Source organism: Sulfitobacter faviae (assembly GCF_029870955.1).
Taxonomy (GTDB): domain Bacteria; phylum Pseudomonadota; class Alphaproteobacteria; order Rhodobacterales; family Rhodobacteraceae; genus Sulfitobacter; species Sulfitobacter faviae.
Genome location: NZ_PGFQ01000001.1, coordinates 2,402,784 through 2,418,040, shown reverse-complemented (window position 1 = coordinate 2,418,040; position 15,257 = coordinate 2,402,784). Strand labels below are relative to the sequence as shown.

13 protein-coding genes and 1 pseudogene are annotated in these 15,257 nt (G+C 66.1%); 1 reads left to right on the top strand and 13 read right to left on the bottom strand.

Translation table 11 applies throughout. From position 1 onward, the window contains the following. Positions 1-2: 2 nt before the first annotated feature. From CUR85_RS20290 to CUR85_RS12465, 13 genes and pseudogenes are all read right to left on the bottom strand, one after another. The gene (locus tag CUR85_RS20290; RefSeq protein ID WP_343245449.1) at positions 3-1,835 is read right to left on the bottom strand and encodes an AMP-binding protein; all 1,833 of its coding nucleotides are present in this window, start codon (positions 1,833-1,835) and stop codon (positions 3-5) included. Positions 1,836-2,152: 317 nt separating this feature from the next. After that, positions 2,153-2,473 (bottom strand): annotated as a pseudogene (locus tag CUR85_RS20285) (LLM class flavin-dependent oxidoreductase); the annotation flags it as partial. A 38-nt stretch (positions 2,474-2,511) separates the two neighbouring features. Next, positions 2,512-3,516 carry an LLM class flavin-dependent oxidoreductase gene (locus tag CUR85_RS20280; protein ID WP_343245448.1) on the bottom strand — a complete coding sequence of 335 codons (1,005 nt, stop codon included), beginning with the start codon at positions 3,514-3,516 and terminating at the stop codon, positions 2,512-2,514. A gap of 4 nt (positions 3,517-3,520) precedes the next feature. After that, positions 3,521-3,652, bottom strand: coding sequence for an AMP-binding protein (locus tag CUR85_RS20275; RefSeq protein WP_343245447.1), 132 nt, complete (start codon positions 3,650-3,652; stop codon positions 3,521-3,523). Continuing rightward, complete coding sequence (locus CUR85_RS20270; protein WP_343245477.1) at positions 3,601-4,959, bottom strand: formyltransferase family protein; 1,359 nt, start codon at positions 4,957-4,959, stop codon at positions 3,601-3,603. The genes CUR85_RS20275 and CUR85_RS20270 overlap by 52 nt, the downstream gene beginning before the upstream one ends. Then, positions 4,878-5,261, bottom strand: coding sequence for a formyl transferase (locus tag CUR85_RS20265; RefSeq protein ID WP_343245446.1), 384 nt, complete (start codon positions 5,259-5,261; stop codon positions 4,878-4,880). The genes CUR85_RS20270 and CUR85_RS20265 overlap by 82 nt, the downstream gene beginning before the upstream one ends. Next, on the bottom strand, positions 5,261-6,268 hold the full coding sequence (locus tag CUR85_RS12475; protein ID WP_067261057.1) for a glycosyltransferase family 2 protein: 1,008 nt from the start codon (positions 6,266-6,268) through the stop codon (positions 5,261-5,263). The genes CUR85_RS20265 and CUR85_RS12475 overlap by 1 nt, the downstream gene beginning before the upstream one ends. After that, positions 6,268-7,668 (bottom strand): alpha/beta fold hydrolase, encoded by a 1,401-nt coding sequence (locus CUR85_RS20260; RefSeq protein ID WP_343245445.1) that lies wholly within the window; start codon positions 7,666-7,668, stop codon positions 6,268-6,270. The genes CUR85_RS12475 and CUR85_RS20260 overlap by 1 nt, the downstream gene beginning before the upstream one ends. Continuing rightward, the gene (locus tag CUR85_RS20255; protein ID WP_343245444.1) at positions 7,665-8,327 is read right to left on the bottom strand and encodes a polyketide synthase dehydratase domain-containing protein; all 663 of its coding nucleotides are present in this window, start codon (positions 8,325-8,327) and stop codon (positions 7,665-7,667) included. The genes CUR85_RS20260 and CUR85_RS20255 overlap by 4 nt, the downstream gene beginning before the upstream one ends. Then, entirely contained in the window at positions 8,288-9,148 is an 861-nt protein-coding gene (locus CUR85_RS20250; RefSeq protein WP_343245443.1) for an SDR family NAD(P)-dependent oxidoreductase, read from the bottom strand. The genes CUR85_RS20255 and CUR85_RS20250 overlap by 40 nt, the downstream gene beginning before the upstream one ends. A gap of 23 nt (positions 9,149-9,171) precedes the next feature. After that, entirely contained in the window at positions 9,172-10,215 is a 1,044-nt protein-coding gene (locus CUR85_RS20245; RefSeq protein WP_343245442.1) for a KR prefix domain-containing protein, read from the bottom strand. Beyond that, positions 10,215-12,698 (bottom strand): type I polyketide synthase, encoded by a 2,484-nt coding sequence (locus CUR85_RS20240; protein ID WP_343245441.1) that lies wholly within the window; start codon positions 12,696-12,698, stop codon positions 10,215-10,217. Before CUR85_RS20240 ends, CUR85_RS20245 begins: the two co-directional genes overlap by 1 nt. Positions 12,699-12,890: 192 nt before the next feature. Next, the gene (locus CUR85_RS12465) at positions 12,891-14,360 is read right to left on the bottom strand and encodes a hypothetical protein (RefSeq protein WP_280322668.1); all 1,470 of its coding nucleotides are present in this window, start codon (positions 14,358-14,360) and stop codon (positions 12,891-12,893) included. 150 nt (positions 14,361-14,510) lie between these two features. Here CUR85_RS12465 and CUR85_RS12460 point away from each other — a divergent pair, with 150 nt between their 5' ends. Next, entirely contained in the window at positions 14,511-15,257 is a 747-nt protein-coding gene (locus tag CUR85_RS12460) for a WecB/TagA/CpsF family glycosyltransferase (RefSeq protein WP_136720197.1), read from the top strand.

The window sequence follows — 15,257 nt, the reverse complement described above, 5'->3', positions numbered from 1 at the left end:
GATCAAGCTCCTTTGCGATCAATCTGCCCAATCGCCACCCCGCTGACAAGGTGGCCCGCCACCGACGCGATCCGCCCCGGCAGCTTATTGCCGCGGCTAAAGCCTTCTGTGTCTTGGGTAAATCGCGCGTCGAAGGTGGTATTATCGCCAGATAGGGTGACCTCGAGCCGATCAAAGCCAAAAAGCGCCTTGGTCGCTGGGTACTGCGCCTTATAGGCCGCCTCCTTGGCGCAAAAGATGCGTTTCGCAGCCGCTAGGTCCGCACCGCCGAGGCGGGTGATTTCCGCCGGAAGACAGATTTCGGTGAGCAGGTCTGCGGGCAGCGGGCTGTCGTCTTCGATATCGACGCCGAGGGTCTCCACCTCTGCCCTGCGCGCCAGAACCGCGATGCACCAGTCGTCACAGTGGCTGATGGACCCGGTCAGGCCGGGTGGCCAAATCGGCGCGCGGTCGGCGCTGGCCAGCACCGGCGCGGGCGGATGGCCAAGCGCCTGCATTGCCTCCCGCGCCGCGTGGCGTCCGGCGGTGAATTCGGCGACCCGTCTGGGCCCTGCGCGCGCGATGGGGGTGGCTTCGCCCGCCAGCAAGGGCGGATAGGCTCTGCCGGGGCGGGTCACGGCGACGGCGACCGGCAGGTCGAAAAGAGCCTGAACAGCCGCCCTGATCTCGCCCTCCGCCGTCACCTCACCCCGCCCGCGGCCACGCGCGGCCCGCATGAGGCGACGTTTCGACATGGTCTCGGACCGTGCCGGCGTCTCGGCGGCAGAAGGCGTCTTGGCCGGTGCGGCGGTCTTGCCCCCCAGCCCGTCGATATGTGCCGCCAGTCCGGCCAGGGTCGGGAAACGGAAGATATCGGTGATCGACAGGGCGCTGACGCCCAAAGCCGCCTTGATGTCGCGATGCGCCTGTACCGCCAGCAGCGAGTGGCCGCCGAGGGCAAAGAAATTATCCTCGCCGCGAATGTCCCCTACCCCCAAAAGCGCGCTCCAGACCTGCGCGATCGCCGCTTGGCTGCCGACCGCGGGCGTCTCGGCCTGCGGCGCGGCATTTGTGGGCGCGCTTTGCCGGGTCGGGGCGGGCAGCGCCTTGCGGTCGATTTTCTTGTTCGGCGTCAGTGGCATGGCAGAGAGTGTGACGATGGCCTGCGGCACCATGATATCGGGCAGATGCGCCGCCAATTGCCGCCGCGCGGCGTCGCTATCCACCGTCTTTTCCGCGACCACATAGCCGATCAACTGCGCGCCACCCTGCCCGGCATCCTCGCGAAGCACCGCCACGGCTTGGCGCACCTCCGGCAATTCGGCAAGACGCGCCTCAACCTCGCCTAGCTCAATCCGGTGGCCGCGTATCTTGACCTGCGCATCGGCGCGGCCCTCGAAATGCAGCACGCCCTCGGCGTCCATCCGCACCAGATCGCCCGTGCCGTAAAGGTGACCCCCACCGGTGAAAGAATCGTCGATGAAACGCGCCGTCGTCATCTCGGCCCGTTGCCAATAGCCCTGCGTGACACCATCGCCCCCGATCCAAAGCTCCCCCGGCGCACCGATGGGCAGCGGCTGCCGCGCGGGGTCGAGGATATGAACTTGCGTATTGGCGATTGGCCTGCCGATGGGCGCGGTGGTGGCCTCGGCACCGTCGAGCATATGGGTCGTGGACCAGATCGTCGTCTCGGTCGGGCCATACATGTTCTGGATCTTTGCCGAGGTCGCCGTGCGCAGGGCGCGTAGCAGGGTGCCGGGCAGCGCCTCCCCCCGATCATCAGCGATTTGATCCGCGCCAAAGCGCCGCGCGCCTCGTCGTTCATCACCATCATCTGCGCCATTGAAGGCGTGCATTGCAGGTGGGTCACCCCGTGGCGAATGATCTGCGCGGCGATGGAGTGGTCATCTGCCGCCGGTTGCCCGCCCGCATTGGCGCGGTGCAACACCTCGGCCAAGGGCGCAAGCCCCGCCATCACCTTGTCGGTCGGAATGCCATAGTCGATCAGACAGGCAATCTCATCCACGCCGATCCGCTTGAGTTGCTCGGCCCGCGCCAGACCATCGGCCACGGTGCCGAACATGCCGCTGTCGTTGAAATAGCGTTGAAAGGCGAACTCAAGGATCGCGTCCATTTCCTCGGACGAGAGGCCATCGAGGTCGATCTCAAACGGATTCGTCGTGCCCGCCGGTTTTTTGAAGGCCGGGAAGGCCCATGCGTATTGTTTGATCAACCCCGCCGCCGAGCGCAGGTAGTCCTTCATCGGGCCGCGCGCCGTCTCTTCGGCCTCGGCGCGGGTCTGGGCGAGATAGCTGTGCAGCATGACGGTAACCCGATGGTCCGCCGGATCATGGCCCGCCGCGCGCAGGGCGTCATGGTAAATCCTGATCTTCTCGGCGACCTCTTCCACAGACTGCCCCAGCAGGTGGGTCAGCACATTGGCCCCAATCTCCCCCGCTTCCTTCCAAGTCTGCGGATTGCCCGCCGTGGTCACCCAGATCGGCAGTTTGTCAGAGACGGGGCGCGGCTGGGTCACCACCGCATGGGGCGTGCCATCGGCGCGGGGAATTCTACCGGCTCCCCGGCCCAGAGCCTGCGCAGTTGGTCGATGGCGTCATACATCGCGGGCTTGTTTTCGGGCGGCGTGTTCTCCGGGCGCAGCACGAAATCGTCGGGCTGCCAGCCGCTGGCGATGGCGAGGCCGACGCGCCCATTGGTCAGATTGTCGATCACCGCCCATTCCTCGGCAATCCGTGCGGGATGGTGCAGCGGCGCCACGCAGGACCCTGCCCGCACGTCGAGGTTCTGCGTCACCGCCGCCACAGCCGCGCCGGTGACGGAGGGGTTGGGGTAAGGGCCGCCGAAGGCATGGAAGTGCCGCTCGGGCGTCCAGACCGCGTTGAACCCGTGGGCATCGGCGAATTTCGCCCCTTCAAGCAGCAGTTCGTATTTCTTGGGGCCGACGCCATCGTCATTGCCCCAATAGAACAGGTTAAAGTCGATCCTGCGGTCGCTCGTGGCAATTGGGCCGTTCGACATGAGCGCCCGGCTGTCATCGCCCGCCAGCACCAGTTTGAACCCCCGCGCGAGGGTCCAAAACAGCTCCAAGACCGAAATGTCGAAGCTGAGGCTTGTCACGGCAAGCCAGACCGCCCCCGCCTCATGGTCGATCCGGTCGTCCATCCCGGCAAAGAAATTCGCCACATTGCCGTGGCTGACCATGACGCCCTTGGGCGTCCCGGTCGAGCCGGAGGTGTAGATCAGATAGGCAAGGTCATCCGGCCCGGCGCTGGCGGCGGGGTTCGCCGTCGGTGCTGTGGCAAGGCGCGGGTCACGGTCGATCTCAACCACCCGCGGGTCATGCGGCGGCAGGCTGGCGGTGAGGGCCGATTGCGTGACCACGATAGATGCGCCGCTGTCCGCGAGGTAATGCGCCAGACGGTCTGCCGGATAGGCTGGATCGAGCGGCACATAGGCGGCTCCGGCTTTCAGGATGCCAAGCGTGCCGACCAGCAGGTCCCCCCCCGTGCGACGCAAAGCGCTACCGGCATCCCCGGCCCCCCCCCCTATCGCGCAGCAGATGCGCCAATTGGTTGGCGCGGGCGTTCAATGCGGCGTAGCTCAGCGTCTCACCTTCAAAGACCAGCGCGGGCGCGTCGGGGGTGCGCTCCACCTGCGCCTCGAAAGCGGCGTGGATGGTGTGGGGGTCATAGGCGCGCGTCGTCGCGTTGACGCGGGCCAAGATCCGCGCCTCGGTATCTGGAAGCGCCCAGACGGTGCTGCAGTCCGAGGCGTCGGTGATCTTGGCAAAGGCCGCCTCAAAGCGCGCGGCGAGGAGGTCGACCGCGGCGTCGGACAGCCGCGCAGCGTCGGCATGGAGCCGCGCCCCCGTTGGGTGAGGCAGAGGGTCAGCGCTGCCCCCACAAGCGGTTCATCGCTAAAGGAGATCGCGAAATCCGGGGCGGCAGCCATGTCAATTGCCGGATCGCGCAGCGGCAGGTCGCGGGCGAAACCCGCGGCATCCTTCGCGCGGGTGAGTTGGGGGTCCAGCTGGGCCAGCAACGCCGCCACCGGTGTCTCCGCCTCTGCCGTGATGGTGATCGGCAGCCAATCGGCGATGAGCGGCGCCGGCGCGCCTTCACGCAGCATCGCGATGCCGCCCTCGGTGGCCCCGGCGCTGCGCAGCGCGACGAGGGCGGCGGCGGCGACTTGGTGCAGTGGGTCGCTTCCCTGCGGCAGAGCGAGTTCGCGAACGTTCCATGTCGATGCCGTTTCGGCAGTCGAGGCCAATGGGACCGGCAGCGCGTCGAACCCGGTCAAAGCACGCCGCCAATATGCCTCCCCAGCCGGTGCCGGAGCCGTGCCAGCCGTTTGAGGCAATATATCCCCGGCGGCGAAGAACTGCGCGGGCGCAGCACTCTCGCCCGCCATATCGCGCAGGTCATGAAGGGCGATATGCCCGTCCTGCGCCGCCACGATCAGCCGCGCCTCGTCAACCTCGACAACCTCGCCGGGCGTGCCGCCCTGCCCCGCCGCGCGTTCCACGCGGGACACGGAGAGCACCGCGCCACCCGTGCCCAGAATTTTCGCCGTGGTCAGCGGGTTCCAATAGCTTCCGAAATCAAGGCCACGAACCAGCGCGCCGATCTCCTCCGCCGTTTTGGTAAAATCGATCAGCCCGCCGTTCTCGGGCCGTTTGTCCTTCGCGAAATAGCTGCGCTGGCTCAGGTCTTGGGCGGTGGCTTGCAGGCTGCCGCTTTCCAACTGAGCCAGAACCTCGCCAAAGCTTTCCATCCCGGCGGCGTAGCATTTGGAATTGAGGCTGAAGGCCGTCTCATCGGCTGCGATATCAACATCGCGCTGCGCCAGCAGGTCGCCGGTATCGACGCCGGTCTCGATCAGATGCCAACTGACCCCATGCCGCGCCTCGCCATTGATGATCGCCCAAGCGGGTGTGTTGAGCCCGGCATAGCGCGGCAGCGGACCATCGTGAAAGTTGACCGCCCGCGTTTGGGCAGCGCCAGAACCGCATCGGGGATCAGCCGCAGGTTGGCGATGCTCAACAGCCAGTCGGCGGCCAGCCCCATCGGCAAGAGTTCCTCGGCATCGCGGCAAAGCGCCAGCCCCTGCCCCTCAGCCCAAGCGCGCACCGCGTCGTCGCGGGTGAGCACGGCAGCGATCCGGTGCCCGCCCGCCAGCAGCATGTCGCCGCAGGCGATGGTGAGGGATTCGTCGCCCATCAAGAGGGCGGTGAACGGGTCTGTCTTGAAGCTGACGGTCATCAACGGTCCTCCGTGGCGGGGCTACGGCTTGGGTCTTGAACGGCGGGGGCCGCGCGCCGCGCGGTGAGCGCATGGGCCGCAAGGTCGCGATAGAAACCCGGCGCGTCTTCGGGGCGGCGCCCGGTGAGCAGGCAGCGCAGATGGTGCAACCCGCCCCCGGCAAGCCGGGCGAAGGTGGCCAGTGCAGCATAGGCGCGGCCATGGTTCTTGGCGAAATAGCGGTGGCGGCTGTCGAACCAATAGCGCGGCATGCGCCGCCATTCCTTCATCCCGGTGGAGACCGAGCCGACATGCACGCAGCGCGCCTGCGGCACATACCAGCAGTCCCAACCCGCCCGCGCGGCCCGCAGGCAAAGGTCGGTTTCCTCATAATAGAGGAAATAGGCTTCGTCGAAGAGGCCGATCTCGGCCAACATCTCCCACCGCATCATGACACTGGCTCCGGCCACCCAATCAACCTGCGCCGCCTTTTCAGGCAGGGGCGGCGCCACGACCGAGGCAGAGAGCAGCCGCGTCAGCGGGCCAAAGCGCGCAGCGGCCTCCAACTCTCCGGCGGCAGAGGGGAAACGAAAGGCAGTCGCATGGGGCAGATCATCCTCCCCGCGGACATGGCTGCCAGCCAATCCGGCGCGGGGGTGGTTTTGCAGGTGGTCCAAGAGCGCCCCGATACAGCCGCGATCGAGGAAAGCATCCGAGTTCACCACATGCACGAAATCCGGCGCGGACCCGTCGGACATCCCCGCCCGCATGGCCAAGTTGTTGCCCGCGCCAAAGCCGCCGTTGCGGGGCGATGCGATCAGCCGTACCCGGTTGCCCGCGCCCCAGCCCCGCGCGGCAATCTCCTGCGCCAGAAGCGCGGCAGAGCCATCGCCGCTGTCATTGTCGACGATCACCAATTCGGCACCCGCATCGGGCATATCGGCCAAAGCGGCCTCAGCCGCGCGCAGGGTCATCTCTGCGGTGCGGTAATTGAGGATGACGACCAGAAGGCGGGGCGGTTGTTGCATCATTCCGCCGCCGTGGCTTGGGTGTGGTCGTAGCCTGCGCCTTCGGGCAGGGCTGCCGCAATCACCTCGGCAAGCTCTTGGGCCAGCACGGTCACATTCGGGGCCAGCACCATGCTGACGTGATCGCCCGGCACTTCGATCACCTGCAAGCGCGGCGCATATTGCCGCCACTGGTTGTCCTCATAGACATATTCCTTCTCCGCTGTGACATACTGCCCGTCAGAGACCGCCCAATGCCGATCCAGCGGCGGGCGGAAGAGGGTCATTGGTCCGTCCCACTGCGGGGTTTCATACCGTCCCACCGCGCGGAGGAACGCCGCCTGAATGCGCAAACTGTTGAAGGAAACCCCCTCGCCCTCGCCGCTCGTCTCTTGCGGCGCCCGGCGCCGCTCACGCTCCCACGCCCAGCGGTTGCGCGCCCATTCCAGCAGATAGGCCGGGCCTTTGCGGCGCAGTTCGGCCAGCTTGATATGCACCTTGTCGATCTTGCTGAGCAACGGGCGCACGGGCAACGGCGTGTCGAGCATCGCAAGAACGGCCACCTCCTGCCCCGCCGCCTTCAACTGCTGCGCCATCTCATAGGCCGTGATCCCACCGCCGGAGTATCCGGCCAGCAAATAAGGCCCTTGGGGTTGCAACGCGCGGATTTCGGCGATGTAATCCGCCGCGGCGGTCTGCACCTCTTCATGAGGGGCCGCGTCCCCGATCAGCCCACGGGCCTGCACCCCATAGACCGGGCGCTCATTGCTAAACGGCAGGGCAAGGTGGCGCAGGTTCAGAACATTGCCGAACATCCCTGCGACCACGAACAGCGGTGTCGCGTCTCGCGAGGACTGGTTGAGCGGCACGAGGTAGTCAAAGCGCTGTTGCGAGGTCGCCGCCTCTGTCTCGACCACCTCCGCCTGCGCCAGATCCCCCCGCTCCGTCGAGATCAGCGCTGCGCATTTGGCGATGGTCGGCGCTTCGAAAAGGACGGAGATCGGGAACTCCACCTTGAACTCACGCTTGACCGCCGCGAAGAGGCGCACCGCGATCAGGGAATGGCCGCCGAGGTCAAAGAAACTGTCCTCGACCCCCACGGGGCTGACGCCCAAAAGGTTCGACCAGATCTCGGCCAACCGCTCTTCGATCCCATTGCGCGGGGCAACGAAGGAGCCGTCGAGATCGGGCCGCTCAAAGCTCTGCCCTTGGGCGGCGGCATCGGTCAGCGGCGCATCGGCCTGCGCGATCAGCCCTTGCAAGGGCAGCGAAGAGACCATGACCTGCGGCGCCTCCAGCGCCAGCGCGCGGCGCAGCGCCTCTGGCCCCTCCTGCGCGCGGATGCCTTGGCGCACCAGACGGGCCAGACGCTCTTCGGCGGGGCTGAGGCTCTCGCTGCTGTCAGCATCTTCAAAGGTCACTTCGCGGGCGTCGGGCGGGGCACCTCGGCAAAGGCCGCTTCGAGCCGCTTCATCGCGAAATCACGAACCTCGACCAGAACCGTGCCCTGCGGATCGGTGATCGTCACGTCGAAACGGGCCAAACCCTCGGCCCCCGTGCCCTCGACCAGACGGACATGCGAGCGGACCTCGGCAGGCAGCGGGGCGTGGAGCGTGATTTCCCCATAGGACAGCGGCACCCAAAGGTGGCGCGCGGCATAGCCGGGGATCAGCGCCATGGCCCAGCCGGTGGCGATATCCATCAGACCGGGGTGCATCAGGTAGCCATCGGTCAGATCACCCTGTGCTGCCTCGGGCAGGTGCAATGTGGCGATGCCCTCACCCTGCCCGAGGGCGGTGCATTGCAACACATGCCAGCGCGGGCCGAACTTCAAATGTGCCTCTTGAACAGCGGGCAGATGGCGCCCGGGGGCGGCCTCGGCCACATCCCTACAACGGGCGGCGATGGCCGCGAGGTCAAGCGGTTCGGCACTGTCGCCCGCCGGAGACAGCCGCGCTTGGACATGCAACTGCCACGCGGGCTTGCCGTTGACCACACAGGCGCTGCGCAACTCGGCGGCAAAGCCCGCGCCCTCAGGCGTCAGGGTGATCTTGATCCGACGCCGCGCCCCATCGGCCAACGGCAGGGGCGCAGGAAATAGAGGTCTTGCAGGGTGAAGCCGTCTAGCCCTTGGGCCGCCGCCGCTTCGGCCAAAAGCTCAATATAGCCCGTGCCGGGCATGATCGCGCGGCCATCCAAGGTGCGGTGTTGGTCAAGCAGCCAATGCGAGGCTGTAACCTCGGTCGTGAATTCGGGCGCGCCGCTCTCACCCGACCCGGCGGTTTCCAGCAGCGCCGCCTTGATCGGGCGGGCGGGCAGCGCCACGGCACCGCCGCCGCCAAGGCTTTCTGCCGCCATGCCGACATCGGCCCAAACGCCCCAGTTCACCGCCACCACGCGGGTCTGCGCCGCGCGCCGCGATTGCGCAAAGGCGTTGAGCCAGGCATTGGCCGCCACATAATCCACCTGCCCCGCCGCGCGGGTCGCGGTGGAGGTCGAGGAGAAGAGCACCATGAGGTCGAGTGCGCCATCGGGCAGCAATTGATCCAAGACCCGCAGCCCCTGCACCTTGGGCGCAAGCACCGCGTCGATATTCGCATCCGTTTTGGCCAAAAGAGGCGCGTCGTCCAGCACCCCCGCGGCATGGATCACCCCCGTCAGCCCGCCGTGGCGCGCGGTCAGGCCGTCGATCACCCGGCGCATCTGCGCAAGGTTGGCGACATCAGCGCGGGCCACTTCGACCGCCCCGCCCGATTGCGCCGCCTTGGCCTCAAGCCGCAGGATAGCCCGCAGACGCCGCGCCGTGGCATCCGCCGGGCCGTGGCTGGCAAGGTAGCTGTCCCATTCATGGCGCATCGGGAGGGCCGCGCGGCTCAGCAGGATCACGCGGGTGCCGGGCATCTCAAGAATATCCGCCGCGAGGGTCAGGCCGATGCCCCGAAACCGCCGGTGATGAGGTAGCTTCCCTGTGACTTCCAGCCCGGCAGATCAGCCTCGGGCAGCGCGGCGGCGCGGAAGCCCAGCTCATAGCGGCGGCCAGCACGATGGGCAATTTGGAGGTTGGCGGGGGTCGCCAAAAGCTCTTCGATCAGGTCCGCGGGGTCAATCACCGGCGCGGGCGCCACCGGTTTCGCGAACCACCCGGAAGGCGCCACGGGGGCGGCGTCGGGCAAGTCGATCTGAGCCGCCGTCAGCCCCGGCACTTCGCGCGTCATGACCCCGACGGGGCCGGAAATGAGCGCTTTTTCAGGATAGGCCAGCCCCTCCTCCGCGACCTGCGCGGCACCGGTGGTGAAGACGCTGAGGTGCAGCGGCGCGGGGTTCTCGGCCTCGGCCAAGGACTGCGCGAGCCACGTCAGGCTCCAAAACCCCTGTTCGACATTGCGGTCAAACCGGCTGGAGCCGGGGCGCGGGGCGGCCTGATCATCGGTCAGCCAGAAATGCGCGATCCGGTCGGGCCTCCGCCCATCGGCCTCAAGCGCTGCGATCAACTGGTCATAGCCCGACCGCCCCTGTTCGGCGGCGAGCGTGAAATGATCGGCGCTGACGCGGTCAAAGGCATCCCCCGCCGTGACCTCCACCACCCGATGCCCTGCGGCCCGCAACCGTGCCGCGGCCTCGGCCCCCAGCCCCGCCGTATCGGAAAAGACGAGCCAGTTCAGTGGACCGGAGAGGTCCAAATCCCGTTCGGCATAGCGCGGTTGCCAATGCGGCAGCGCGCCCCAGTCGCCGATATCATCCAGCCGTTGCAGCGGTTGCTCGGCAGGGCGCGCCGCCGCCTCACCCGGCTCGATGAAATAGCGCGCGCGTTGGAATTGATAGGTCGGCAGCACCACGCGGTTGCGCCGTGCCTCGCCCCAAATCTGCGCCCAATCGGCCTCGACCCCGCAGGCCCAGAGCCGCCCGATCACCCCGAGGAAATAGGCATCATCCGCGATCTCTTGCTCGGGGTGGCGCAGCGAAGACATCACCTGCCCGGGGCCACATTAGCGTGCATCTGCGCCAAGGCGGAAAGCGCCTTGCCCGGCCCGACCTCAAGGAAAACCCGCGGTGCATCACTGCTCAGAGTATTGATGCAATCGGCGAAATTCACCGTGTGGCGGAGCTGTTCGACCCAATAATCGGGGTCCGTCGCCATCTGCGCCGTGATCACCTCACCACTGCGGTTCGACAAGAAAGGCATCTGCGGCGCGCGCAAGTCAAGCGTGGCGAGAAAGGCCCGGTATCGGTCGAGGATCGGGTCCAACATCCGCGAATGCGCGGCGATGTCGATGGCGATGCGCTGATGGTCAAGACCGGCGGCGTCGAGCCGCTCTTGCAGCGCCTTTAGCGCGTCTTCGGGGCCGGAAACCGCGATCAGTTCCGGGCCGTTCACGCTGGCGATATCAAGGGCCTCGCCCAGAAGCGGCGTGATCCGCTCTAGCGCCGCGGCGATACTAATCATCCCGCCCGATGGCACCTCGTCAAACAACCGCCCGCGCAGCAGAACGAGGTCGATACAGTCTTCAAAACGCATCACCCCGGCAAGACAGGCGGCGACATTCTCGCCCATGGAATGCCCCACCATTGCGGCGGGTTTCACGCCCCAAGACAGCCAAAGCTGCGCCAACGCATATTCAACGATCATGATTAGCGGCAATTGCACCGAGGGGCGTTTCAGCTTTGCCTCGGCTGCCGCGCGGCCCTCAGGCTCTGGCAGCCAGATCGCGCGAATGTCGTAGTCGAGCTGCGGGGCCAGATGGGCCAGCCCCCGGTCCATCCATTCGGCAAAGACCGGCTCAGTCTCGTAAAGATCGCGGGCCATATCGGCATATTGCGCGCCGCCGCCGGGGAACATGAAAACGACTTCGGGATCGGGGCCGAGGTGGTCATGGGTAAAGACACGGCGGCTGTCGCCCGCCTCCAGCAGGGCCGCGGCTTCCGCATGGTTTTCGGCGACCAAGACGCGGCGTTTGTCAAAACCGCGGCGGCCCTCTTTCAGGGTGAAAGCCACATCGGCCAAGGGCTGTTCGGGATGGGAGCGCAGATGTGCTGCGAGCGCGGCGCTGTTGGCGTTCAATGCCGCTTTGCTGCGCCCCGAGAGGCAGAGCACATGGAAAGGGAAATCGCAGGCTTCCGAGGCCGCGCGGGCCGGTGCCTCTTCCAAGATCATATGCGCATTGGTGCCGCCCACGCCAAGCGCATTGACCGCGGCGCGGCGCGGGGTGCTTTGCGCGGGCCAGTCGTAAAGCCGGTCATTGACGCGGAAGGGCGAGCCCTCAAAAGGGATCGCCGGGTTCGGCGCCTCATAACCCAGCGAGGGCGGGATCTGCTGGTGGTGCAGCGACAGCGCCGCCTTGGCCAACCCCGCCACGCCTGCCGCGGTGTCAAGATGGCCGATATTGGTCTTGACCGATCCGATGCGGCAGAAATCTTCGGCCTGCGTCTCGGCGCGGTAGGCTTGGGTCAGCGCGGCCACCTCGATCGGGTCACCCAGATAGGTGCCGGTGCCGTGGCATTCGACCATGCCGATGCTCTGCGCCGCCACGCCCGCATCATCGAGCGCGCGGGCGATGGCCGCTGTCTGCCCGTCCACGGAAGGTGCCAGATAGCCCGCCTTGGCCGCGCCGTCGTTGTTGACCGCCGAGCCTTTGATGACCGCCCAGATGTGGTCACCATCCGCGACAGCATCCTCCAACCGTCTGAGCGCCACGGCGCCTGCGCCGGAGCCAAAGACGGTGCCCTGCGCGCGGTGGTCGAAAGCATGGCATTCGCCGTCGGGCGAAAGGATCTCGTTTTCCTTGAATTCATAGCCGCGCCCCTGCGGCAGTTCGATCGTCACCCCGCCAGCCAACGCCATGTCGATCTCACCCGCGCGCAGCGCTTGAGCCGCGTAGTGGATCGCCACCAGCGAGGTCGAACAGGCGGTTTGCAGGTTGATCGACGGGCCTTTGAGGTCAAGCACATGGCTCACCCGGGTCGAGAGGAAATCCTTGTCGTTGCCGGTATGGCGCAGCAGGAACATGCCCACGTCCTCGACGAGGTCTGGATTCGAGCAGATGTTGAAATAGAAATAGCTTCCCATGCCGCAGCCAGCATAGACGCCCACCGGGCCGGAGAGGCTTTCGGGCATATGCCCCGCTTGCTCCATTGCCTCCCAAGCTATCTCAAGAAACTTGCGGTGCTGCGGGTCGAGGATGGCGGCGTCTTTTGGCGAAAAGCCAAAGAACTCCGCATCGAACATGTCAAAGCCGGGCATATCGGCGGTGACGGGCACATAGTTTGGCCGGGCCATCCGCTCGGCGCTCTCTCCGGCGGCGCGCAGCTCTGCCGCTTCGCGGCGCTTGAGCGCGCTCACCCCATCGCGCAGGTTCGCCCAATAGGCATCAATCCCTTCGGCGCCGGGCACCGTCACCGACATGCCGACGATCGCGATGTCACCACGCGAAAGAGTGTTGTCCGTGCTATTCATTGCGACACATGTCCCACCGCCCGCTTGGCCAGAGTGCGGCACCCTTGAGGTTCAATTTAAGCTTCGGGTGAAGCATACAACAGGCAAATCTGGCGAAAATGAGCCGATAACGTGCCCTAGGGTCACTTTCGGCCCAAATCGCTTCACAGCGCCGTGAATGGGACGCGGTTTAGAAAACCGTCCGCTTTGCGTTCAACGCTGGAGCGTCGATCCTGTTCCGCCCTTGCGCGCCGCCGCCAACCCTTCCGCATGGCCAAGGATCGCCCCAGCCGTGAGCCAAGTAAGCGGCGTCAGCGTGGCATTGAGCAACATGTCCATCATGGTAATGCCAAGGATCAAAAGCAGCGGCGCGAGCCATGGGGATAGGCCCGCATCGCCCCTCCGGTAGAGGTGCAGCCCCACAAGGATGATCGGCAGCGCCAGAAGGCCCATCTCGCATAAATAGCCCAGCCAGCCGAAAGTGCCGAAAACGATGATCCAGCGGCCATCGGGGATCGACAGGATGTTGCCGTTCGTCGCATCGCGGATCAGGTTGCGCCCCCATCCGCCCCAGCCGAACCACGGTTTCTCGGCGGCCCGCGCCAGCAGTTGCTCTTCGTTCATGAAGCGGTAGCCAAGAGATTGCGCCCGGTCCGCGCTGATCGCCTCGGCCTGTGCAAGGATCGCATCGAGCGGCACCAGACCGGCATTGCGCAGCATCGGATAGATCACCGCCACGATGGCAAAGACCACCGCCAGACGGATCTGCCACCGCGCCGGGGTCAGCAGCACCATCGGCACCAAAAGCAGCGCATAGGCCAGCGAGGCAAGGCTTTTGCACAGCAGCAGAACCACGGCGAGATAGCCCGCCAGCAAGAGCATCTTCCAGCGGTCGATCACCGGGGTCTGCCGCGCCAGCGCCACCGCCGACAGCAGCGCGATACACATAAACAGCGCCAGCCACAGCGCATGGGGCAGGAACACGATGGGGCGGAAGCCCCCATTGCGCATCATCTGTTCAAAGGAATGCTGGAAGAACCCGTAGATCCATGTGTTGAGCTGCGGTGAGAAACGTATCTCGAACAGCGAAGGCACGGAGTAGATCACCCCGCCAACCATGAAGGCCAAGAGCAATTCCCGCAGCCCCTTTTCATCCGCAAGGAACTGCCGCGCCAGCAGGAAGGGCACCAGCATCAGCACCTGCCCAATCAGCACCGAGCCGATGTCCCGGATCGAAAGCCCCGGCAGCGTGTCGACGGGGAAAAGGATCGGCTCAAAGCCGCGGATCGACTGAAACAAAATCGGATCGCCATTGGTCAGCACCGTGGGCACCGCCGAAAAAACCAGCCCCAGCACCAAAAGCCCGGCCAGACGGGAGGCGGGCCAGATGTGCAATTTCTCCTGCGTGCCCAGCCAGATGATCAGCAAGACGCTCAGGTTCGGGATCGACACTTTGTCGAGACCCGGCACCAGCGGCAGGTTGAACTCCGCCAGCGGGGGCAGGAACAGATAGCCGCCAAGGATCGACCAGATCAGCGCCCGCTGAAGCGGCAGGTTGCGAAACAGGGCCAGACAGACGAAGGGCCAGATCAGCAACATCAGGTAGGCGACGGGATTTGGCATGACGTCCTTCGCGAAAGCCGCCTCGGGGCGCGGCAGGATGGGGCCGGGCGAAAATACCATCTGGCCCCAGCCCTGTCATCCCGCTAGTTTTGCCGCAGGTTCACTCTGGCGCGGACGTGATTGGTAGATGGCACAGGATATCAATGGTATAGCGGGCAAAGCTTATGTTCCCTCGCCTGCCATCCCCGGCGTGACGGCGGAAGGCGCGGCATGAAGTATGGCACCGGCCCTGCCGCCGTGGAGGTCAATGTGGCGACGCGGGGCGCATTGTTTCAGGCGCTGCGCGCGCGCTTTGCCACGGGTCAGGGATTCGCCCTTGCCACGCTCAACCTCGACCATCTGACTAAATTGCCCCGCGATGCGGGCTTCGCCGCCGCCTATCGCGCGCAGGATTTCATCGTGGCCGATGGCCGCCCCGTGGTCTGGCTCTCGCAACTCGCCAACCAGCCGGTCGAGCTGATGCCCGGCTCCGATCTGATCCTGCCGCTTTGCGAATTGGCCGCCGCGCAGTCGCTGCCTGTCGCCTTTTTCGGCAGCGACGAAGACGCGCTGCAAGGGGCCGCAGCGGCCCTGCGGACCCGCCTGCGGGGGCTGGAGATTTGCCATATCGCCGCCCCGCCCATGGGCTTTAACCCCGAAAGCGCCGAGGCGGATACCGCCCTGCGGGAGATCGCCCAAAGCGGCGCGCGTCTGTGTTTTCTGGCCCTTGGCGCGCCCAAGCAAGAGATCCTTGCCGCGCGCGGGCGCGACATCGCGCCGGGGGTGGGTTTCGCCTCGATCGGGGCGGGGTTGGACTTCCTCGCCGGGCGGCAGCGCCGCGCGCCGAAATGGATGCGGATGCTGGCTTTGGAGTGGCTCTGGCGGGCTATGCAAAGCCCGCAGCGGTTGGTGCCGCGCTATGCCCGTTGTTTCGCGATCCTGCCGCGATTGACGCTTGCGGCATGGCGGGCGCGCTAG